Genomic DNA, 21,435 nt, shown 5'->3' on the forward strand with positions numbered 1-21,435 from the left:
CGGGACCCCCGCGTGGGTCCCGGCGCCCACGGTCAGGCCTCGTTGGGCATGTTCGACCAGCCCTTGCCGTCGACCCGCGCGTACCAGCCCGAGGCGGCCAGGGTCCCTCCGTCGACGGGGATGGTGTGCCCGGTGACGAAGCGGGCGTCGTCGCTGGCGAGGAACTCGACGACGGCGGCGTAGTCGTCGGGCGCGCCGAAGCGCCCGACGGGGATCCACGTGCGGATGAGCGCCGGGTCACGGCCGCGCAGCATCGCCGCGGCCGGTGTCTGGGGCGTGTCGGCGAGGTCGGGCGCGATCGCGTTGACCCGCACCCCGTGGCCGGCGACCTCGACGGCGAGGCTCCGGGTGAAGGCGCTGACCCCGGCGTTGTAGGCGGAGTACGGGGCGCACGCCGGGATGCCCCGGAAGGCCTCGACTGTCGAGTTGTTGACGATGGCGCCACGGCCCCGCTCGACCATGCCGGGCAGCAGCGCGTGGGTCATCGCGAGCACGTGCCACAGGTTGACCTCGTAGAGCGCCTGCCACTGCTGCGGGTTCGAGTGCAGGAAGGTCCTGGAGGCCGGGCGGAAGTCGCCGACGTTGTTGACGAGCACGTCGACCCGCCCCGAGTCGAGGGCCGACGCGGCGGCGACCGCGGTGGCGACACCGTCGGCGGTGCGTACGTCGGCGAGGACGACCTCGACCTCGCCGCCGGCGCCACGGATGTCGGCGGCGGTGTCGACGGCGGCCTCCCCGTCGATGTCGACGAGGACGACGCGGGCACCCGCGGCGGCGAGACGGCGGGAGATGCCGCCGCCGATCCCGCGGGCGCCGCCGGTGACGACCGCGATCTGGTCCTCGAGCCTGCGGGTGGCGCTCATCTGCCGGTCACTTCCTCGTCGGTCCTGATCGCGGAGACGCGGTGGCGTTCGATCCAGTTGATGGTCACGGCGCGCCGCGTGAAGGCCCAGCCGTCGTCGGTGCGCGCGTACTCGTCGTCGTAGTGCAGGAACCAGACCAGGTCCGAGGGCCCTTCGCGACCGGACAGCAGGTGGTGGGCCGTGCCGCGTACCCGGCCACGGGCCCCGGTCGACGTCGGCAGGTAGCGGGCCCCGGCCACGACGTGGGTCGTCGCCAGCGTCCCGGCGAGTGCCCCGAGCGCGGCCACGACAGCGGGGCGGCCGACGTGGGACACGTGGGCGTCGAGGTGAGCCGGCGGATCGGGGACGACGAGGACGCCGTCCGGGACGAAGAGCGCGCCGACCGCGGCGGCGTCACGGTCGTCGGCGGCCGCCGCATACGTCTCGGAGAGTACGCGCAACGCGGTGAGGTCGGCCGCGTCGAGGCTGGTCACGACCTGGGAGCGGTCGCCGCGCGCACGACCTCGACGAGCTCGGCGGCGGCACGCTCGCAGTCACCGCGGGTGTAGCCGAGCAGTGCGGTCTCGGTCGGATCCGGTTCGTAGGCGAGAACGGTCCCGCGGCCCTGGACGATCATCGAGTCGGGCATGAAGGGGTGCGGCTCGTCGAGCTCGGCGATGGTGCGGTTGCCCCCGGCCGCGTCGACGAGCAGCTGGAAGAACTGCGCGAACGTGAGGTTGGCGTCACCGACGAGGTATGCCGCGCCCGCCGTACCGCGGTCGATCGCGCCGCCGATCGCCTCGGCCAGGGACCGGGCCGACATGTAGTTCGTGCCGCCGGCCGGTGCGTGGTCGGGGAACTGCGGCTCGTTGCCGGCCGCCCAGGACACCATGCGGCGGTAGCGCTTGGCCGTGATGCCGGGGATGGCACCGATGATCGAGGGCGGGTTGAGGGTGCAGACCGTGAAGGAGGCGTCCGCCAGCGCCCGGGCTCCCTCGTCGGCGTCGCGGCGGGCGGCGACGTAGGCGTTGGAGTCGGCCAGGTCGGGTCGCAGGTGGTGGTAGTAGCTGCCGATCTGGACGAAGCGGGAGACACCCGCGCTCTTGGCGAGCGCGGCGAAGGCCGGCACTCCCCCGCTCTGGGTCTCCTTCCAGAACTGGGTCTCGTCCACGTCGCGGGGCAGATGGCGCACGTCCTGGCCCGCGGCGAAGACGACCGCGTCGAAGGGGGCCAGGTCCTTGCGGGTGAACGTCTGGCGGGTGTAGTCCCCGACCAGGACAGGCAGGTCGGCGACGGGCGAGTCCGCGTCGACCGCTCCCCGGGCGGCGACGGTGACGTCGTCTCCCCGATCCCGCAGGTGGAGAGCGGCGTGGGCCCCGATCATGCCGGTTCCACCGACGACGAGCACCTTCATCGTGAGGTCTCCTTGCGTAGTGAGGCGACTCCCCGGCGCGCGTCTGGGAGCCAGCATGGCAGCTGAGCTTACCAACCAAGCGATAGGTTGGTTAGTGGTGCGGGTGTGCGCGCTGACGCAACAGCTGTGCACTCGCCCGTAAGGACAGCCGTGTGCCGCGGCGAGCATGCTCGTTCCACAACGTCCGCAACAGACGGAGGAACCCATGCGAGATCTACGGAGAATCCGGGTCCTGGCGACAGCCGCCGCAGTCGTCGCGCTGCTCACCGCCGCCGCGTCCCCGGCGCGGGCGGACACCACGCTGGAGGTGAGACCGGGTCTCAGCCCGTTCTTCTCCGACGGCAAGAACGGCAGCGGACCCCGGGAGTACGTGACCCGCAACCTGAGCACGGAGGCCCGCAACCAGTACCTGCGCAGCTGCAGGTCGGGCTACTCCTGCTACGCCGTGGGAGAGGGCGACGGTCAGCACACCTTCTTCGAGCTCTACTACTGCGACAATCGGAGTGTCACGAACTTCCTGGGCCGCGGCGCCGCCGTCAACCACCAGACGGACGAGGCGGTCGCGTACCTCCGCGACAGAGAAAGCGTGACGAGACAGGAGATCGACCCGGACAACATCCCGGTCTCCGTCGACTGGAACCCGATCTGGTACATCCACCCGTGCTGACCCGGTGAACGGGCCCGCGCCGTCGTGATCCCGGGGGCGACGGCGCGGGCCCGCGGTCGTGCGCGCACCTCTCCCCCGGGTGCGCCCACCGGCGGCCGGACGGCGGCTACCCCGGCACCCCGAGCACGTGCGTGCTGCCGGTGCGTGCCGGCCACGGCAGCGCCGCGCGGTCGAGCTTTCCGTTGGCGGTGGCGGGGAAGCCGTCCACGAACACCACCGCGGCCGGCACCATGTAGTCCGGCAGCGCGGCGGCCACGTGCCGGCGCAGCTCCCGTACGGTCGGACGGCAGCCGGGGGCCGGCACGACGTAGACCACCAGGGCGCGCTCGCCGTCGCGGTCCGGCCGGGCCAGCGCCACCACGTCCTTCACCCCGGCGTGCCCGCGCAGGCGGTGCTCGACCTCGGCCAGCTCCACCCGGGCGCCCCGGATCTTGACCTGCCCGTCGACCCGGCCGAGGAAGGTCAGCACCCCGTCGGAGCCGAAGCTCGCCCGGTCGCCGGTGCGGTAGAGCCGGCCGCGTGGGTCGGGCCCGAGCGTGTCCGGGACGAACCGCTGCCGGGTCAGCTCCGGCTGGCGGTGGTAGCCGAGGGCGAGGACGTCGCCGCCGATGAGCAGGTCGCCCGGCACCCCTACCGGGCACGGCCGCAGGTCCTCGTCGACCACCCAGTACTGCGCGTTGTCGATCGGTCGCCCGTACGGGATGCTCCGCCAGGCCGGGTCGACCGCGCCGACCTCGAACCAGTTCGACCAGACGGTCGCCTCGGTCGCGCCGCCGAGGCTGACGATCGTCGCCCCGGTGAAGACCGACCGCACCTCGTCCGGCAACGTCAACGGCGTGTAGTCGCCGCTGAGGTAGACCAGCCGCAGGTGCCCGGTCCCTGCGGCGCCCCGGTGCCCGCCGAGCAGCGGCGCGAGGTGGGCCAGCGTGGTCGGCGCCGAGTTCCAGTACGTCACCGGCTCCCGCAGCAGCACGTCGAGCAGCAGTTCCGGGTCGCACCGCTGCGCGTCGTCGGCGACGTAGACGCCCGCCCCGTACGCGGGCAGGCCGAGCAGGTCGAAGACGGACAGGTCGAAACCGAGCGAGGTGACCGACAGGCCCAGGTCGTGCGGGCCGAAGCCGTGCGTGCGGCGGCACCAGGCGAAGAGGTTGTGCAGCGACCGGTGCGCCACGGCGACGCCGTTGGGCCGGCCGGTGCTGCCGGAGGTGAAGACCACGTAGGCGGTGGAGTCCGCGCCGGTGCCGGGCTCCGGGCTCCGCAGCTCGCGGTGGTCCGGGACCGGGGCGTCGGCGGGCACCGTGCGTACCTGCGGCGGCGCCGGCCAGCCGTCCTCGCCCGCCGTGCCGACCAGCAGCCGCACACCGGCCTCGGCCAGTAGGGTGTGCGCGCGTTCGGCCGGGAGCGCCGGCTCGACCGGCACGTAGCAGCCGCCCGCCTTCAGCACCCCGTACACGGCGACCGCCAGCAGCGGGCCGCGCGGCACCCGGATGCCCACCGGCGTCTCGGGTCCAACGCCCTGGTCGCGCAGCGCCCAGGCCAGCCGGTTGGCGAGCCGGTCCAGCTCGGCGAAGCTGAGCGCGCCGCCGGCCCAGCGCACCGCCACGGCGTGCGGGCGGAGCCGGGCCTGCTCCTCGAACAGCCGGTGCACCGGGCCGTCCGCGGCGTACGCGCGGGCGGTGGCGTTCCACGCCCGCTGCTGCGCGGCCGGGTCGGATGCGGCAGGTCGGGGCACGGCCGGGTCGGTCGACGGGCGGCCCGGCGTGGTGGTCATCGGCTGCCGGCCAGCACGGCGCTGATCACGTCGGTCAGGTGCACCAGGAGCGGCGGCTTCATGATTCCGATGTGGTCCCCCGGCACCCGGTGCAGCTCGATCCCGCCGCCGATCAGCTCCTCCCAGCGTTCGAGGTAGTCGGCGAACGTCTGGCCGGAGGACACCACGTGCTGGCCGTTGGCGAGCGCGTCGCTGGCGATGAGGTGCAGCTTGCCGGCGTAGCGGGGGTTCGGGTACTCGATGAGCGCCTGCAACGATTCCCGCCAGACCCGGACCATCCGCGGCCAGGCGGCGCCGACGCCGCGCTCGGGCAGCGCCATGCCTTCCTTCTCGTCGATGTCGTTGGCCACCCGCTCGTAGAGGTCCATGATCTCGGCGCGCCGCTCGGGCGTGTCCGCCTCCGGCCCGCCCCGGTCGATCTCCAGCACCAGCTTCTCCAGCCGGCGCACGAAGCCCATCTGCTCGTAGAACTTCGGCCGGGTCTGCGCGTCCAGCACCGGGTCGAGGAGCATGAAGGTCACCTCCTCACCGGCGTCCAGCAGCAGGGTGGCGAGCTCCGCCGCGATCGTGCTGCCACCGCACCAGCTGAACAGCCGGTACGGCCCGTGCGGCTGGGCGGCCCGCAGCTCGTCGAAGTGCCGGCGGGCCATCTCGGCGGCGGTGGGGATCGTGGCGTGGTCGCCGTGCGGCTTCGGCCACTCGAACGCGGCCAGTGGTAGCTGCGGGTCCAGGTACGGCAGGAAGCGCTGGAACCAGTGGGCGCTGCCGCCGCCGGGGTGGATGCAGAACAGCGGCGTGGCGCTGCCGCGCCGCAGCCACAGCAGCGCCCGGTTGCGGCTGCCGGGCGCGGCCGGTGCCTCGGGGCCGCCGACCGCGCCGTCGGTGATCGCGGCGGCCAGCCGCGCGACGGTCTGGTGCTCCAGGAAGGCCCGGAACGTCAGCTCCACGCCGTGCGACTCCCGCAACAGCGAGATGACCCGCATCATCGCCATCGAGTGCCCGCCGAGGTCGAAGAAGTCGTCGTCGATGCCGACCCGGTCCAGCCGCAGCACCTGCGCCCAGGCGTCGGCGATGGTCTGCTCCAGCGGCGTGCGCGGCGCCACCGGCGCGATCTGCGCGGCGGCGGGCTTCGGCTCCGCCGCGATCAACGCGGCGCGGTCGACCTTGCCCGAGGCGGTGACCGGGAACTGCCCGACGACGTGGCAGCGGGTCGGCACCATGTGCGCCGGCAGCTGGCGGCGTACGTGCTCGCGCAGCTCGGCCGGCGACGGGGCGGCGCCGCAGCTGCCGGCGGTGAGCCGGACGAACGCCACGAGCGTCGCCTCCTCGGTGCCCGCCGCGGCGACGGCGACGGCCGCGGCCGCGACGCTCGGGTGCGCCTCCAGCGCGTGCTCGACCTCGCCGAGCTCGATGCGGAAGCCGCGGACACTGACCTGCTGGTCGCCGCGCCCGTGGAAGCGCAGCGAGTCGTCGGCGGCGCGGGAGACCACGTCGCCGGTGCGGTACATCCGGCTGCCGGGCGGCCCGAACGGGTCCGGGACGAACCGGTCGGCGGTCAGCGCCGGCCGGCCGAGGTAGCCGCGGGCCAGGCCCGCGCCGGCGACGTGCAGCTCGCCGCGCACCCCGGCGGGCAGCGGCCGGCCGTCGGCGTCCAGGACGTGGCACCGCACGTTCGCCAGCGGGGTGCCGATCGACGGCATCCGGTCCGGCGAGCCGGGGGCGACCGGCGCGTACGTGGCGGCGACGCACGCCTCGGTGGGGCCGTAGAGGTTGACGAACGCGGCGTGCCGCGCCCACCGGTCGGCCTGCCCGGCGGGGCACGCCTCGCCGCCGACCAGGGTGACCCGCAGCCGCGGGAAGTCCGCCGGGTCCAGTCGGCTCAGCATCGACGGCGGCAGGAACAGGTGGGTCAGCGTGGCCGCCTCGGCGCGCAGGTCGCCCGGGTCGCGGTCGGGCTCGGGCAGCACCAGCTCGGCGCCGGCGGTGAGCGCGGCGACCAGCTCGGACACCGACGCGTCGAAGCCCACCGAGAAGAACTGGAGCATCCGGTCGCCCGGCCGGACGTCGAAGACCTCCTGCTGGGCGTGCCGGAGGTTGAGCAGCGCCCGGTGCGGCACGGCGACCCCCTTGGGCCGCCCGGTCGAGCCGGACGTGTAGGTGACGTACGCCAGGTCGTCCGGCGCCACCGTCACCTCCGGCGCGGTGACCGGCATGTCGAGCTGGGCGGACTCGTCGGTCACGTCGACCGTCGGCACGCCCGCTGGGCCGGCCTGGACGAGGCCGGCCGGCAGCCGCCCGGCGGCGAGCAGCACCGCGGCTGCCGTGTCGTCGAGCATGAACCGCAGCCGTTCGACCGGGTACGCCGGATCCAGCGGCAGGAACGCGCCGCCCGCCTTCAGCACGGCCAGTACGCAGACGGCGAGGTCGGGCGTCCGCGGCAGGCAGATGCCGACGACCGTGCCCGGGCCGACGCCGAGCGCGCGCAGCCGGTGCGCCAGCCGGTTCGCGCGTAGCTCCAGCTCGGCGTAGTAGACCTTGACGACGCCCTGCCGCAGCGCGACGGCGGTGGGCGCGGAGCGGGCCTGCCGCTCGATCAGCCGGTGCACCGGCTCATCGGTGGGGAACGCCCGGTCGGTGCGGTTCGGGTCGACGAGCACCCGCTCGCGGTCGGCCGGCGCCAGCGTCACGGTCCGCGGCGACGGCGACGGCGACGGCGACACAGCCGGGGTGGCGTCGGGACCGGCGCCGGGGTCGCGGGCGGCACCGGGCCCGGCCGCGCTGGCGGCCATCGACGCCAGCACCTGCCGGTAGGTCCGGCCGACCAGCTCCAGGTACGGCCGGCCGATCCTGCTCGGCCGGCCGAGCAGGCGCAGGTGGCCGGGGAACGACACCGCGGAGAACGGCTGCTCGCTCGGGCTGAAGTCGGCCTCCAGGTCGATGCCGGCGCTCCAGTCGAGCATGTGGAAGTCCAGGTACGTGAAGCTGACGTCGACAAGCGCCGAGGCGTGCCGGCCGTCGCGCCGCATCGCGGCCATCGGGTAGCGCCGGTGCGGCCACATTCGCGCCTCCCGCGCGAAGACCGCCCGCACCAGCTCCGGCCAGCTCGCGGCGGTCAGGTCGGCGGGGAACGGCACCGTGTTCAGGTACATGCCGATCACCTCGTCGCCGCGCAGCCGCTCCGGCCGGCCGTTGCCGACCAGCCCGGTGAAGAAGCGCTGCCGCCCGGTGACCACGCCCCACGCCGTGAGGTGGGCGGCGTGCAGCACACTCTTCAGCGACGCCCCCGCGTCGGCCGCGAGCCGGCGCAGCGCAGGCTCCAGGTCGGCGTACTCGACGACGACCTGGTCCGGCGCGTCGTCGGCGCCGGCCGGCCCCTCGGCCCCGTCCGCCTGACCGCCCCACTCGGCCGGGATCTCCAGCTTGTCGGCGGCCGTGATCGTGGCCGTCCAGAAGTCCCGGTCGGCCGCCGAGCGCAGCGACTCCTGCTCGGCCGCGACGAAGTCGGCGAACCGGACGGCCGGCAGCGGCGCCGGCCGGGGCACGCCGCCCCGGCGCAGCGTCCGGTAGTACCCGAGCAGCTCGGCGATCACCGACGTGTGGCTCCAGCCGTCGAGGATCGCATGACACTCGACGTGGGTGAGCCACCACTCGCGCTCGCCGGTCTGGTGCACCGTGTAGCGCAGCAGCGGCGGCACGGCCAGGTCGAACGGCGCGGCACGCTGGGCGAGCAGGAATTCGTCGAGGACCTGGCGCCGCTCGGCCGGCGGCAGGTCCCGCAGGTCGTCCAGGTCCACCGGCAGCTCGGCGGTGCGGTGCACCAGTTGCAGCGGCCGCGTGTAGCCGGCGAGCGCGAACGAGGTGCGCAGGATCTCGTGCCGCCGCACCAGCAGTGCCGCGGCAGCCTGCAGGTCCGCCAGGTCGAACGGCGTCTCGTCCTCGATCCGGTAGCAGCTGACGTTCACGTAGACCGGCCGCTGCGCGGCCAGCATCTCGTACACCATTCCGGCCTGGATCTCGCCCATCGGGTACGCGTCGACCAGGCCCGGCGGCAGCAGCGCGCGGTCGGCCTCGGACAGCAGCGCGAACGGCGCCACGACCGGCTGCTCGGTCACCTCGGCCGGCTGCTCCGGCGCCCGGGCGCCGACCAGTTCGGCCAGCTCGGCCACCGTGGCGTGGCTGAACAGGTCGTGCACCGACACCGGCAGGCCGGCCGCCCGCAGCGCCCCGACGGCGCGGATGGCCCGGATCGAGTCGCCGCCGTGCGCGAAGAACGCGTCGTGCCGGCCCACCGCGTCGACGCCGAGCGCGTCGGCCACGGCGCGCGCGATCGTCCGCTCCAGCGGGGTGCGTGGCGCTTCCGCCGCCGGCGGAGCGCCGCTGGGCGGCGCGGGCAGCGCGCGATGATCGACCTTGCCGGCGGCGGTCAGCGGCAGCGCGTCGAGCACCACCCACCGCGCGGGCACCAGCTGGCGGGGCAGCCTGGCCCGGGCGTACGCGGCGACGCCGTCCCGGTCGACCGCCGGCCCGACCTGCCCGGCACCGGCCTCGGCGGCCGGGCCGACGAGGTACGCGACGAGCCGGTCGTCGTGCACGGTGACCACGGCGGCGGCGACGTCCGGGTGCGCGGTGAGCACCGCCTCGACCTCGCCCGGCTCGATCCGGTGACCGTGCAGCTTCACCTGCCGGTCCAGCCGGCCCAGGTACTCGATCGTCCCGTCGGCGCGGTGCCGGGCCAGGTCGCCGGTGCGGTAGAGCCGGTCCCCCGGCCGCGTGCCGAACGGGTCCGGCACGAACCGGTCGGCCGTGTGCGCGGGGCGGCCCAGGTAGCCGCGGGCGAGCTGGACGCCGGCCACCACCAGCTCGCCGGGCACGCCGACCGGCAGCAGCCGCAGGTCCGGGTCGACGACGTGGGCGCGGGTGTTGGCGACCGGGCGGCCGATCGTGACCGGTTCCCCGGGCAGGCACCGCGCCGCGGTCACGTCGATCGTCGCCTCGGTCGGGCCGTAGAGGTTGTGCAGCTCGCAGCCGATCCGCTCGGACACGGCCGCCGCCAGCCCGTCCGGGAGCGGCTCGCCGCTGGCGAAGATCCGGCGTACCGAGGGCAGCTCGCCGACAGGCGTGTCGAGGAAGGCGCGCAGCATCGACGGCACGAAGTGCAGCGTGGTGACGCCGTGCTCGGCGATCGCCGCGGCCAGGTACGCCGGGTCCCGGTGCCCGCCGGGGCGGGCGACGACGAGCGTCGCGCCGGTGATAAGCGGCCAGAACAGCTCCCAGACCGAGACGTCGAAGCCGTACGGGGTCTTGTGCAGCACCCGGTCGGTGGCGTCGAGCGGGTACTCGCGCTGCATCCAGGCCAGCCGGTTCACGAGCGCGCGGTGGGTGATCACGACGCCCTTGGGCGGGCCGGTCGAGCCGGAGGTGTGCAGCACGTACGCCGGGTGCTCCGGGTCGGGGTCGCCGAGCGGCGGCCCGTGCGGGGCGGTGCCGTCCACGTCGGGCCGGAGCACCGTGCGGGTGGCGGTGCCGACGCTGTCCCGGTCGGTCACCACGACCCGTACCGCGGCGTCGGTGAGCAGCTGCTCCAGCCGCTGCGGCGGGCTCTCGGTGTCGAGCGGCAGGTAGGCGCCGCCGGCGGTGAGCACGGCCAGCAGCGCGGTCACCAGGTCCGGGCCGCGCTCCAGGCACACCCCGACCACCGACTCGGGGCCGACGCCGGCCGCGCGCAGCCGGAGCGCCAGCGCGGTGACGCGGGCGTCGAGCTCGGCGTACGACAGGCTCCGCTCCGCCGTCCGAACGGCCACCGCGTCCCCGGTGGCGGCCACCTGGGCCCGGAACAGCGCGGGCAGCGTGGTGGCCGGCACGTCGGTCGCGGTGTCGTTCCAGCCGTCGAGCAGCTGCTCGCGCTCGGCCGGCGGGAGGATGTCGACGTCGGCCAGCGGGATGTCCGGGGCCGCCGCCACGCCGGCCAGCAGCCGACCGACGTGTGCGACGAAGCGCTCGATCGTGGCGCGGTCGAACAGGCTGGTGGCGTAGACCGCGGCGCCGGCGAGCGAGCCGTCCGGGCCCGGGCCCACCGACAGGGTCAGGTCGAACTTGGCGTCGGCGAACGGGATCGGCACCGACAGGACGTCCAGGCCCGGCGCCTGGAAGCCGTCCGGCCCGGCCTCCTGCCAGACGAACATGGTCGAGAAGAGCGCGGTCCGCGCGGGGTCGCGGACCGGCGCCAGCTCCTCGACGAGCTGCTCGAACGGCAGCTCCTGGTGGGCGAAGGCGTCCAGCGACGTACGGCGGACCCGCTCGACCAGTTCGCCGAACGTGGGATCGCCGGCCAGGTCGGCCCGCACCACGACGGTGTCCACGAAGAGCCCGATGAGGTCCTGCACGTCGTCGTGCCCACGGCCGGCGACCGGGGTGCCGACCGTGACGTCGGTCCGGCCGCTCCACCGCCCGAGCACGACCGCGTACGCGGCCAGCAGGACCATGAACGGCGTGGCCCGGTGGCGGCGGGCCAGTTCACCGAGGGTTGCCGCCACCTCGGCGGGCACGGTGAACGGCACGACGTCGCCGGCGGAGTCCCGTACCGCCGGCCGTGGCCGGTCGGCCGGCAGGTCCACCGGCGTGGCGCCGGCGAGCTGGCGGCGCCAGTACGGCAGCTGGGTCTCGCGCAGCTCGGCGGTCCGCTGCCGCTGCCAGGCGGCCACGTCGGCGTACTGCGCGGGCAGCGGGGGGAGGTCGGCCGGGCGACCGTCGAGCGCGGCGGTGTAGCGGTGGTGCAGCTCGTCGAGCAGCAGGCCCTCCGACCAGAGGTCCATGGCGATGTGGTGGGTCGTGAGCAGCAGCAGGTGCTGGTCGGGTTCCCGCCGGACGAGCAGGGCGCGGAAAACCGGCCCGGCGGCCAGGTCGATCGGCTCGCGGTCGACGGAGACGAGCCGGTTGAGCAACCCGCACTGGGTGTCGCCGTCCAGGTGGGTGAGGTCGCGGATCGGCAGGGGGACCGGGGCGGGCGGGTCGATCAGCTGCACCGGCTCGCCGTCGGGGCCGACCGGGTAGCGGGTGCGCAGCACCTCGTGCCGGGCCACCAACCCGTCCAGCGCGGCCCGCAGCGCGTCGAGGTCCAGCCGGCTGCCCGGCCGGTCGGTCATGTGCAGCGCGATCTGCACCAGGTACTCGACGCCGCCGGGGCGCAGCCGGTCGAGGATCCACAGCCGGCGCTGGGCGTACGACAGCGGTGGCGGGTCCGCCCGCGACGCCGGGGGGATGCCCGGCTCGGGGAGCGGCTCGAGGCCGAGCAGCCGGCGCTCCAGCAGCTTCTCGTGCGGGGTGGGCGACTCCAGCATCTCGGTCATCGGGTTCCTTCCCGGGCGGCTCGGGACAGCAGGTCCTGCACCTGGCTGTCGGAGAGTCGGCTGACGTCGGCGCGGACCGCGGCGGTGACCACGGCCGCGAGTCCGGCCACGGAGGTGGCCTCGAACAGGACCTGCAGGGGGAGATCGACGGCGAACGTCCGCCGCAGCGCGGTACGCACCCGGGCGACCAGCAGCGAGTGGCCGCCGAGGTCGAAGAAGTCGTCGTCGGCGGCGATGTCGTCGACGCCGAGCAGCCGCGACCAGATCCCGGCGACGACCTGCTCGACCGGGCCGGCCGGGGCGGGTGCCGGCGGAACGGGGGCACCCGCCGGCACCGCCGCAGTAGCCGGCACGCCCGGCGCGCCGGGCGCCGGGGCCAGCCGGACCGCCCGGGCCTCCGGTTCGCGGGTCGACCGCTCCAACAGCGCCACGTAGTCCTCGGCGAGCCGGAGCATCGTCGTCCGGTCGAACAGGCCGCCGGCGTACTCGAGAACGCACCGCAGGTCGCCGGCCGCGGTGCGGCAGACCGTGAAGACCAGGTCGAACTTGGCGTCGGTGGCGTTCATGGGCAGCGGCCACACCGTGGCGCCGCCGAGCGTGCCGGGCGTCTCCGCCGTGTGCAGGACCTGGAACATGATCTCGAACAGCGGGTTGCGGGCGGGGTCGCGGCGGGGCCGGACCGCCGCCACGACTTCCTCGAACGGCACGTCGTTGTGCAGGAGCGCGGCCAGCACCGTCGTGCGCACCCGGTCCAGCACCTCGGTGAACGACGGTGCGCCCGCCAGGTCGGTCCGCAGCACCAGGGTGTTGACGAAGAAGCCGATCAGGTCCTCGGTCTCCGGCACGTCCCGCCCGGCGGCGGGCATCCCGACGGCGATGTCGGTGCGGCCGGTCCGGTGCGCCAGCAGCACCTGGAAGGCGGCAAGCAGCGTCATGAACGCGGTCGTGCCGTACCGCTCGCCGGCGGCGGCGACCAGCCGGGCGACGTGCCGCGGCACGTCCACGGCGAGCATGTCGCCGCTGGGGTCGCGGCGGGTGCCGCGCGGGCGGTCGGTGGGCAGCAGGACCGGTTCGAGCCCGGCGAGCTGGTCGCGCCAGTAGCCGATGCCGGCCGCGCCGGCCGCCTCGCGCCGGGTCCGCTGCCAGGCCGCGACGTCGGCGTACTGCACCGACGGCGGCGCCGGCACCGGCCGGCCGGCCGCCAACGCGCGGTACGCGTGGTCCAGGTCGCGCAGCAGCACGTCGCACGACCAGGCGTCGGCGGCGATGTGGTGCAGGGTGAGACCGACCAGGTGCTCCGTCGGCGCGAGCCGTACCACCATGACCCGCAGCGGGTGCTCCCGGCGCAGGTCGAACGGCCGGCCCGCCGCCGTGTCGAGCAGCGCCGCAGCCCGGGTTCCGGCGTCCGGTCCCCCGGTCAGGTCCACGACCGTCACGTCGGCCGGGCCGGGCGGGTCGACGACCTGCACCGGCTCGCCGTCGCTGTCCCGGTACCGGGTGCGCAGCACCTCGTGCCGGCCGACGACCGCGGTCACGGCGCGGGCGAACACCGCGGGATCCCACGGTCCGCGCAGGCGCATCCGCAGCCAGACGAGGTATTCGGTGCCGTCGCCGTGCAGCCCGTCGAGGAACCACAGCCGCTCCTGTCCGGGCGACAGCCGCAGCGCGCCGGTGCGCGGCACCGGCCGGATCCGGGTGCCGCTCGGCGGCGGGGCGTTCGTCTGGTCGGGCATCCGGCTCGGCATCGGCGGTCTCCCCTTCACCGGCGGTCGGCGTCGGATCGAGACTGGTGGACGCGAGCGGGCCGGAACCAGAGAAGGACCGGCAGAGGCGTTGCCGGTCCTTCTCTGTCCCGGCACGAGCCGCGATCGGCAGAGTGGCATCGAGTCGGCGCACGGAACTCCGGACGCAGGAGCGGGTCCGGACGCCCGGGACGGGACACCGACGACGGCCCCTGCTACCGAAAGGCGTGGCGACATGCCCGGAACGATCGCGGTACGGACGATGGCGTCGTTCCTGCCGCAACGGTCGGTCGCGGTGGCGGAGCTGCCGGAGCTGGCGTACCTGGGGCCGGCCGAGCGGGAACTCTGCGCCGGCCTCGGCATCGACCGGGTGCGTACCGACCCGGAGCTGGACGCGTTCGACCTGGCCGCGGGAGCCGCCACCCGGGCGCTGGGCGCCGCCGGGCTGGACCCGGCACGGATCGGGGCGCTGGTCGTGGTGGAGTCCCGCGCGCCGGCCACCCTGATGAGCTCCGCCGAGACCCGGCTACAGGCGTACCTCGGTGCCGACCGGGCCCTGACCTTCGCCGTCGGCGGGCTGGGCTGCGTGTCGACCACGCCGGCGCTGCTGGTGGCGCGCGGCCTGCTGGCCGCCGACCCGGACCTGACCGACGTCCTCGTCGTGCACGGCAGTACGCCGGCCACGCCCCGGCGCTACCGGCACCCCGTCACCGTCAGCGGCGACGGGGGCATGGCCGTGGTCGTCTCGCGGGACGGGCCGCTGCGGGTGCGCGACGTGCTCCAGGAGACCGACGGCCGCTACTGGGACCTGTTCCGGGTGGACTACCGGGACCGCCCGTCGGCCCGCTGGACCGAGCAGTGCCGCGACCCCCGGGAGTACTCCTTCCAACTGGCCCTGGAGAGCCGCAATCGGCTGCGCGCGATGTACCGGAGCCTGCTGGACCGCAACGGGCTGACGCCGGCGGACGTCGCCCGGCACGTGAGCCACAACCTGTCGGCGGGCGCGTTCCGGTTCGTCGAGGAGACGCTCGGGGTGACGGTCGCCCCCACCTGCCGCGACAACCTGCGCGACCTGGGCCACCTCGGCGCGAACGACGTCCTGCTCAACCTGGCGACCGAGATCGGCACCGGGCGGCTGCGGGGCGGCGAGCGGGCCGTACTGATCAGCTCCAGCCCCGTGGCCGCCTGGAGCATGGTGCTGGTCGAGTTCGACGGCGATCCCGCTGCGGCCGTCGCGGGAGACTGAGATGGGAGTGGGGATGGGAGCACCGGACCGGCCCGCGGTGGCGCGGGAGCTGCACGACTTCATCGCCCCGGCGGTGTCCGGACCGATCGGCCCGGACGAGGACTACTTCGCGCTCGGCCTGCTCAACTCGCTGTTCGCGATCGAGCTGGTGGTGTTCGTGGAGCGTCGCTTCGACATCGAGGTCGAGGTGGCCGACCTCGACCTCGACCACTTCCGCACCATCTCCCGGCTGACCGACTTCGTGCTGGCCAAGACCGCCGGCCGCGCCGGGATCCCGGCGTGACCGCCGCGGCCGCGCCGCCGGCGCTCGACGGTCTCGGCGACGACCTCGCCGCGGCGGCGCGCGACGAGGCGGCCCGCTGGGACCGGGACGGCGCGCTGCCCGCCGGGGTACGCCGCGCCGCGGCGGCCGCCGGGCTGCTCACCGCTGACCTGCCGGTCGGGCACGGCGGTCTCGGCGCCACACCGGCGCAGCTCGGTGAGCTGTGCGCCCGGTTCGGCGGCGTGTGCGGCGCGCTGCGCGCGCTGGTCACCGTGCAGGCCATGGTCGCCGCGGCCGTCCTGCGCTGGGGCACCGCTGAGCAGCGGGCGCGCTGGCTGCCCGCGTTCGCCCGCGGTGAGCTGCTCGCCGGATTCGCCGCCACCGAGGCCGACGCGGGCAGCGACCTGACCGCCGTCGACACCCGCATCCGTGCGGTCGGCGGTGGCCGGCAGCCGACCCTGGAGCTGACCGGGGCCAAGCGCTGGGTGACCTTCGGCCAGGTCGCCGACGTGCTACTGGTGCTCGGGGTGCTGGACGGCCGGCACACCGCCGTGCTCGTCGAGACCGACCGGGCCGGCGTGACGCGGCAGCCGGTCGAGGGTCAGCTCGGCCTGCGGGCCGCCCAGCTGGCCCACATCCAGCTCGACGGCGTACGGGTCCCGGCGGCGAACCGCGTCGCACCGCCCGGGTTCGGCCTGTCGCACGTCGCGGCCAGCGCACTCGACCACGGCCGGTTCACGGTCGGCTGGGGCTGCGTGGGCATGGCCGAGGCGTGCCTGCGGGACATGACCGACCACGTGCTCACCCGCCGGCAGGGCGGCACCCTGCTCGCCGAGCACCAGACCGTACGGGGGCTGCTGGGCCGGGCCGCGGTGGACACCGCCGCCGCGCGGGAACTCGCCGCCCGGGCCGCCCGGTGGCGGGCCGCGGGTGCTCCCGACGCGATCGCCGGCACGGTCGCGGCGAAGTACGCGGCGGCGCGCACCGCCGCCCGGGTCGCCGGCACGGCCGTGCAGGTCCTCGGTGCGGCCGGCTGCGCCCCGGACAGCCGGGCTGGCCGGTTCTACCGGGACGCCAAGGTCATGGAGATCATCGAGGGCTCCTCCCAGGTGGCCGAGCTGCACGTCGCCGACCACCTGCTGCGGCGCGCCCGCGCGACGGGGCCGGGAGGGCGGCCGTGACCAGCATGGTGAAGTGCCTCGTCTGGGACCTCGACGACACCCTGTGGGACGGCGTCGTGCTGGAGGGCGACGAGCCGGTGCCGTTCCCCGCCGCCGTACGCACGCTGCACGCCCTGGACCGGCGCGGCGTCCTGCACGCCGTGGCCAGCCGGGGCGAGCGTGCCGCCGCCACCGCCCACCTGGCCGCGCACGGCCTGCTCGACCTGTTCACCCGGGTCGAGGTGGGCTGGGGCGCCAAGTCCCTCGCGGTCGCCCGGATCGCCGCCGACCTGGGCATCGGCCTGGACTCCGTCGCGTTCGTCGACAACGACCCGGTGGAGCGCGCCGAGGTGGCCGCCGCGCTGCCGGTCGTGCGCTGCCACCCGGCCGACGCCGTCGCCGAACTGCCGGCCCTGCCCGAGTTCGCCTGCGAGTTCGTCACCGAGGAGTCCCGGCAGCGCCGCCAGCTCTACCGGACCGACGAGCGACGCCGGGCCGCCGAGGCCACGCATGCCGGGCCATCCGCGGACTTCCTCGCCTCGCTCGGCCTGGTGCTGGAGGTGCGCCGGGCCGGCCCGGCCGACCTCGCCCGGGCGCACGAGCTGACCGTACGCACCCACCAGCTGAACACCACCGGCGTCACCTTCAGCCTGGCGGAGCTGCACGCGCTGTGCGCGTCGCCGCGGCACGAGGTGCTGGTGGCGCGGCTGCGGGACAGGTTCGGCTCCTACGGAACGGTCGGGCTGGCCGTTACCGAGTCGCGGCCGGACGCGACCGTACTGCGGCTGCTGCTGATGTCGTGCCGGGTGCTGTCCCGCGGCGCCGGCGCGGCCCTGCTCGACCACCTCGTGCACACCGCGCTCGCCGCGGGCCGGCGGCCGGTGGCCGAGTTCGTGCCCACCTCGGTCAACCGGCAGATGCTGGTCACCCTGCGGTTCGCCGGCTTCGCCGTCGAGGACGACGCGGGCGACCGGTGGACGCTCTCGATCGACCCGGCCCGGCCGCCGGCCGCGCGGGCACACCCGGTGCGGGTGGTGACGGCGTGAGCGGGCACAGCGGACGGATCATCAGACGCGGCGAGGGGGAAGCATGAGCGGAACCGTCGGGGTGGTCGGCGCCGGCACGATGGGGCTCGGCATCGCCCAGTGCCTGGCCGAGGGCGGGTACGACGTGGTCGTGGTCGACCCGGCGCTCGGGTCGACGACCGGGGTGGCGGCGGCAGCGGACCGGCTGCGTACCGGGCTGCGGCAGGCCCGGCTGCTGGCCCCGGACCGCGCGGGCGAGCCGGTGGCCCGGGTGGTCGAGCGGATCAGCTGGACCCACCGGACCGCCGGGCTCGACCGGGCCGGGTACGTGGTCGAGTGCGCACCGGAACGCATCCCGCTCAAGGAACGGATCTTCGGCGAGCTGGACGCCGTCTGTCCACCGACGACGGTGCTCGCGTCGGTCACCTCCGCCATCCCGATCGACCGGCTCGCCGCCAGCACCCGCCGGCCGGACCGGGTGGTCGGGACGCACTTCATGAACCCCGCGCCCCTCAGGGACAGCGTCGAGGTGGTGCGTGCGCCACGGACCAGCGCGGACACCCTCCAGCGCACCCTCGACCTGCTCGCCGCGATCGGCAAGACCGGCATCGTGGTCGCCGATGGGCCGGGCTTCGTGATCAACCGCGTGTTGATGCTCACCGTGAACGAGGCCGCCGAGGTCGTCGGCCAGGGCACCGCCGACGCCGCGACCGTCGACCGGGTCTTCCAGGAGTGCCTCGGCCACGCGACGGGTCCGCTGCGTACCGCCGACCTGATCGGCCTGGACACCGTCGTCGACACGCTCCTGGTGCTGCTCGAGTGCACCGGTGACCCCCGCTTCCGGCCCGGGCGCACACTGCGGGAACTGGTGGACACGGGCAGGTACGGGCGCAAGAGCGGCAGCGGTTTCCACCAGTACCCGCGGCCGGTCGCGACCGCCGCCACCTGACCACCGCCGACCTCCGTCCGGCAGCCACCCGCACGGCTGCCCGCCGGACGGAGGTCGACGCAGGTCACTCGCCGACGGTGCCGATCGACCGTCAGCGCTTCCCCTGCGAGGGTGCCGACGAGGCGAGTCGCTCGCGCATCGCGTCGACCGGCAGGGCCGGGTTCCGCGCCGTGGACTCGGCCAGCTCGATGTCATCGAGCAAATCGACGATCCGGCGGCACGTACGCGCGGCTCCGGGTGGGTGGCGGCGACACGCGCCGCACGCCGCACGCCGGTCGCGCCACGCCAGCTCGACCACCTCGCCTGCCGCGTACCCGGGCCATGGGGTGACGCATCGCCGCTGCGACGACCGCGGGCGGCAGGTCGGCGCGCCGCCGGAACGCTGCGGGCACGGCCTCGGCGTGGTCGTCGAGCAGACACAGCAGCACGTCGGCCGGTGCCGCCGGGTTGCCCGCGAGTCCCCGCGCCACCGGATCTCCGACCGGGCCGTCCAACCAGAGGTCGCCGCGGAGGTGGACCACCCTGGAGTTGCCGACGTGTCCGTCGGTCGTCCGGAGCGTCGTCCAAGGGCTGTCGTCAATCACAAGCAGCGAGGGTATAGCGGCGAAACCGCAGCTCAACATGGCTGTTCACCCGAATGGCAGCAGTGCGGGCCCGACGTAGGCTGTGGACGGTGCCACTCTGCGGAGGCCGCCAGCACCATGGCTGCGGCGGAGACCCTGTTTCCGAGAGTGAACGGCCGGGATCGTGCGATCAGTGGCTCAGCCTCGATGAATTCAGGCTGGTCCCCGTGGTGTCTTCAGCCGGTGGCCGCGTACTCGCACCATCTGATCCTGATACAGAGGTCAGACGTTAAGACGACCGTGGCCTCCGGTAGGCGCTGCCCGGGGCATGGCCGGTACCGTGGGCCGATGCGTTCGGCGGCAGAGGTTCGGCAACGTTGGCTCGATCAGTTACCACAACTGATGACCAGGCCCTCAATGTGGGCGACGACCGGGCAGGCCTTCGACAGGTTGGCCCATGGGCTCCTCAATGATCTGTGTTTCCTCGACGAACGCGAGATCGACCAGGACGCTGTCGAGACGGTGCTCCGCTCGTACGGAAAGCGGGGAGTTGCCGGGCCGTTCCTCGCCATGTTCGGCGAGGACCGTAGCTGCGTCGCCGAGGTCGCCTCGGTCTTCGCCGAACAATTCCACCGACTCGGCTACCTCCAGTTGGGGCGACTGCTTGACGCGGATAGCTGGAACCACCTCACCGCAGATCTCCAGCAGCGTTTCGACGGCCAGGATGTACGTCGCAGTGAGGTCGAGGCCAGCTACGGACCACCAAGCCTCATCGTCGACAAACGCGTGCTCTGCTATGCCCCGGCAGACGCGTCCGGATGGCTCTTCTTCGACTGCTTCCAGGAGCACGGGCCTGGCGAGTACGTCCCAGGCGCCGGACACTACGAGTGGCGTTCGAACGACGATCCCCTGGTACGGGCGGTACGCCGTCCCGCCGCGGATTTCGAAGCCGGCCTCATTCTGACTCTCTACGGCAAGGTCATGCGCTGGGGACCCGGCTGGTGGCTGAACCACCCGGAGACCCTTCCCGACGACCAACAGGCGATCGCCGCCCAACTGCGTGCCGTCGAAGCGAGTGATCCATCCCAGTCGCTCGGTGCGCAGAGGGACGGCCCGAGGCGCTGATCCAGTGCGGCGGAGAACCGGGGCGTACGACCTGTGCACCAGGGGTCAGCTAGGGCCTGTGTCAAGTAGGTTGAAGCCCAGGTGGTGGCGGGTGGAAGAGTTTCGGCGGCATGTACTGTCCTGCCCGCGAGGCCGCCCGCCTGGCGTGCGACGCCTCGACGTCGCGTTCGACTACGATGCCTTCCCTGTGTGGGCCTGGTGCACGATTCCCGCTCGCGGTGGTCGTCCAGGCCGAGAGGTCGTGGGGATGGTTCCCCCGGAAGGGCTGAGGCTCTCGGTGGAGCTGGCTACTGCCCTGCGTGCGTGGTCGGACTGGATGGACATGCACAGCGAGTACGGCGGTGGTCGGGTCGGCACCGACGAGCAGTACCGGGCGTGGACGGAACAGGGCCGGAAGCTGGCCCAGCAACTGTCAGAGGAAACCGGCGCGGCAGTCGTCTACCAGGGCGATCGCGGCGAAGTCGATATCGATTGCCCGTCCTGCGGTCGCCGCGGCTAGACCGTGCCTCGAAGTCAGCCTGGGGTGAGGACGCAGAACTCGTTGCCTTCCGGGTCGGCGAGGACCGTCCACGGGACGTCGCGGTCCAGGTCGACGGCGGTGGCGCCGAGATTCCGCAGTCTGGCCGCCTCGGCCTCCAGGTCGTCACCCGGGTACGGGCGGACGTCGAGATGGACGCGGTTCCACCCGGTCTTCACGTCGGGTGTGCGGAGGAACCGCAGGTAGGGGCCAACGCCCTTGGCGGAGCGCAGCACCGCCCTGTGGTCGGTCACCTCGTGCAGGGCCCAGTCCATGGCCTCGCTCCAGAAGCGCGCCATGGCTCGCGGATCCGCGCAGTCGACCACCACCGCGGCGATCGGTCCGGTGTCGCGGTGGAGCGGTCGGGGGTCCAGCACGCAGAACTCGTTGCCCTCCGGGTCGGCCATGACCGTCCATGGGACGTCGCCCTGGCCCACGTCGGCGGGTGTCGCGCCGAGATCCTTCAGGCGCGTGACCACCTCGGCCTGGTGGGCTGCCGAGGTGGTGGCGAGGTCGACGTGCACGCGGTTCTTCACCGTCTTGGGTTCCGGGGAGACGATGAGGTCGAGGCAGACCGCGACGGGGTCGGGGTAGACGAAGCCCTCGGGTTCGAGGTTGGTCACGCCGGGCCCCTCGCTGGAGACTTCCCAGCCGAGCGCCTCCGCCCAGAAACCGCCCAGCACGGAGTCGTTCCGGGCCTTCATGTTGATCTGCACGAGCCGCGTCGCCACGCCGGCCAGGCTAGTACTCCAGTCGTGGATCGCAACCTGACGTAGCGTCAGCTACGTTGCGTCGACCGCCGAGGA

15 protein-coding genes are annotated in these 21,435 nt (G+C 74.3%); 8 read left to right on the plus strand and 7 right to left on the minus strand.

The genetic code is table 11. The features are described 5' to 3' along the window. Nucleotides 1–32: 32 nt before the first annotated feature. From OG989_RS27030 to OG989_RS27040, 3 genes are read right to left on the minus strand one after another with little or no spacing between them, the layout of a single operon-like run. On the minus strand, nucleotides 33–863 hold the full coding sequence (locus OG989_RS27030; protein WP_327028879.1) for an SDR family NAD(P)-dependent oxidoreductase: 831 nt from the start codon (nucleotides 861–863) through the stop codon (nucleotides 33–35). Next, on the minus strand, nucleotides 860–1,336 hold the full coding sequence (locus OG989_RS27035) for a nuclear transport factor 2 family protein (RefSeq protein WP_327028880.1): 477 nt from the start codon (nucleotides 1,334–1,336) through the stop codon (nucleotides 860–862). Before OG989_RS27035 ends, OG989_RS27030 begins: the two co-directional genes overlap by 4 nt. Further along, a complete protein-coding gene (locus OG989_RS27040) occupies nucleotides 1,333–2,256 on the minus strand; it encodes an NAD-dependent epimerase/dehydratase family protein (RefSeq protein ID WP_151452847.1) in 924 nt (307 codons plus the stop codon). The genes OG989_RS27035 and OG989_RS27040 overlap by 4 nt, the downstream gene beginning before the upstream one ends. Nucleotides 2,257–2,461: 205 nt before the next feature. On the opposite strand from OG989_RS27040, the gene OG989_RS27045 reads away from it, so the two are divergent. Further along, nucleotides 2,462–2,923: a hypothetical protein gene (locus tag OG989_RS27045; protein WP_151452848.1), complete on the plus strand. Its 462-nt coding sequence runs from the start codon at nucleotides 2,462–2,464 to the stop codon at nucleotides 2,921–2,923. A 106-nt stretch (nucleotides 2,924–3,029) separates the two neighbouring features. Here the strand turns inward: OG989_RS27045 and OG989_RS27050 are convergent, their stop codons facing one another. Genes OG989_RS27050 through OG989_RS27060 form a run of 3 tightly spaced genes read right to left on the minus strand, consistent with a single transcriptional unit; the run spans nucleotide 3,030 to nucleotide 13,785 of the window. Then, complete coding sequence (locus tag OG989_RS27050) at nucleotides 3,030–4,694, minus strand: amino acid adenylation domain-containing protein (RefSeq protein WP_327028881.1); 1,665 nt, start codon at nucleotides 4,692–4,694, stop codon at nucleotides 3,030–3,032. Further along, nucleotides 4,691–12,040 (minus strand): non-ribosomal peptide synthetase, encoded by a 7,350-nt coding sequence (locus OG989_RS27055; protein ID WP_327028882.1) that lies wholly within the window; start codon nucleotides 12,038–12,040, stop codon nucleotides 4,691–4,693. The genes OG989_RS27050 and OG989_RS27055 overlap by 4 nt, the downstream gene beginning before the upstream one ends. Then, nucleotides 12,037–13,785: a condensation domain-containing protein gene (locus OG989_RS27060; RefSeq protein ID WP_327028883.1), complete on the minus strand. Its 1,749-nt coding sequence runs from the start codon at nucleotides 13,783–13,785 to the stop codon at nucleotides 12,037–12,039. The genes OG989_RS27055 and OG989_RS27060 overlap by 4 nt, the downstream gene beginning before the upstream one ends. Before the next feature lie 232 nt (nucleotides 13,786–14,017). Between OG989_RS27060 and OG989_RS27065 the strand changes: the two genes are divergently transcribed. The 7 genes from OG989_RS27065 (at nucleotide 14,018) to OG989_RS27095 (ending at nucleotide 20,611) form a co-directional block, all read left to right on the plus strand. After that, nucleotides 14,018–15,028 (plus strand): ketoacyl-ACP synthase III family protein, encoded by a 1,011-nt coding sequence (locus tag OG989_RS27065; RefSeq protein WP_225851946.1) that lies wholly within the window; start codon nucleotides 14,018–14,020, stop codon nucleotides 15,026–15,028. 13 nt (nucleotides 15,029–15,041) lie between these two features. Further along, nucleotides 15,042–15,311, plus strand: coding sequence for an acyl carrier protein (locus tag OG989_RS27070; protein WP_151452852.1), 270 nt, complete (start codon nucleotides 15,042–15,044; stop codon nucleotides 15,309–15,311). Then, nucleotides 15,308–16,471, plus strand: coding sequence for an acyl-CoA dehydrogenase family protein (locus OG989_RS27075; RefSeq protein WP_327028884.1), 1,164 nt, complete (start codon nucleotides 15,308–15,310; stop codon nucleotides 16,469–16,471). Before OG989_RS27070 ends, OG989_RS27075 begins: the two co-directional genes overlap by 4 nt. Nucleotides 16,472–16,476: 5 nt before the next feature. Continuing rightward, on the plus strand, nucleotides 16,477–17,496 hold the full coding sequence (locus OG989_RS27080) for an HAD-IIIC family phosphatase (protein ID WP_151452873.1): 1,020 nt from the start codon (nucleotides 16,477–16,479) through the stop codon (nucleotides 17,494–17,496). A 43-nt stretch (nucleotides 17,497–17,539) separates the two neighbouring features. Next, nucleotides 17,540–18,424 carry a 3-hydroxyacyl-CoA dehydrogenase family protein gene (locus OG989_RS27085; RefSeq protein ID WP_151452854.1) on the plus strand — a complete coding sequence of 295 codons (885 nt, stop codon included), beginning with the start codon at nucleotides 17,540–17,542 and terminating at the stop codon, nucleotides 18,422–18,424. 911 nt (nucleotides 18,425–19,335) lie between these two features. Next, nucleotides 19,336–20,112, plus strand: coding sequence for a hypothetical protein (locus OG989_RS27090; protein WP_327028885.1), 777 nt, complete (start codon nucleotides 19,336–19,338; stop codon nucleotides 20,110–20,112). Between the two features lie 247 nt (nucleotides 20,113–20,359). Then, on the plus strand, nucleotides 20,360–20,611 hold the full coding sequence (locus OG989_RS27095) for a hypothetical protein (RefSeq protein ID WP_327028886.1): 252 nt from the start codon (nucleotides 20,360–20,362) through the stop codon (nucleotides 20,609–20,611). Between the two features lie 14 nt (nucleotides 20,612–20,625). Here OG989_RS27095 and OG989_RS27100 read toward each other — a convergent pair whose 3' ends face one another. Then, nucleotides 20,626–21,360 (minus strand): VOC family protein, encoded by a 735-nt coding sequence (locus tag OG989_RS27100; RefSeq protein WP_327028887.1) that lies wholly within the window; start codon nucleotides 21,358–21,360, stop codon nucleotides 20,626–20,628. Between the last annotated feature and the right edge of the window lie 75 nt (nucleotides 21,361–21,435).

It is taken from the genome of Micromonospora sp. NBC_01740, from assembly GCF_035920365.1.
Classification (GTDB): Bacteria; Actinomycetota; Actinomycetes; order Mycobacteriales; family Micromonosporaceae; genus Micromonospora; species Micromonospora reichwaldensis.

Coding starts and splice junctions, on each gene's coding strand:
- OG989_RS27055 (WP_327028882.1), bottom strand. CDS start 12,040: ATGACCGAGATGCTGGAGTCGCCCACCCCGCACGAGAAGCTGCTGGAG.
- OG989_RS27050 (WP_327028881.1), bottom strand. CDS start 4,694: ATGACCACCACGCCGGGCCGCCCGTCGACCGACCCGGCCGTGCCCCGA.
- OG989_RS27040 (WP_151452847.1), bottom strand. CDS start 2,256: ATGAAGGTGCTCGTCGTCGGTGGAACCGGCATGATCGGGGCCCACGCC.
- OG989_RS27095 (WP_327028886.1), top strand. CDS start 20,360: ATGGTTCCCCCGGAAGGGCTGAGGCTCTCGGTGGAGCTGGCTACTGCC.
- OG989_RS27085 (WP_151452854.1), top strand. CDS start 17,540: ATGAGCGGAACCGTCGGGGTGGTCGGCGCCGGCACGATGGGGCTCGGC.
- OG989_RS27060 (WP_327028883.1), bottom strand. CDS start 13,785: ATGCCGAGCCGGATGCCCGACCAGACGAACGCCCCGCCGCCGAGCGGC.
- OG989_RS27045 (WP_151452848.1), top strand. CDS start 2,462: ATGCGAGATCTACGGAGAATCCGGGTCCTGGCGACAGCCGCCGCAGTC.
- OG989_RS27070 (WP_151452852.1), top strand. CDS start 15,042: ATGGGAGCACCGGACCGGCCCGCGGTGGCGCGGGAGCTGCACGACTTC.
- OG989_RS27030 (WP_327028879.1), bottom strand. CDS start 863: ATGAGCGCCACCCGCAGGCTCGAGGACCAGATCGCGGTCGTCACCGGC.
- OG989_RS27080 (WP_151452873.1), top strand. CDS start 16,477: ATGGTGAAGTGCCTCGTCTGGGACCTCGACGACACCCTGTGGGACGGC.
- OG989_RS27090 (WP_327028885.1), top strand. CDS start 19,336: ATGCGTTCGGCGGCAGAGGTTCGGCAACGTTGGCTCGATCAGTTACCA.
- OG989_RS27065 (WP_225851946.1), top strand. CDS start 14,018: ATGCCCGGAACGATCGCGGTACGGACGATGGCGTCGTTCCTGCCGCAA.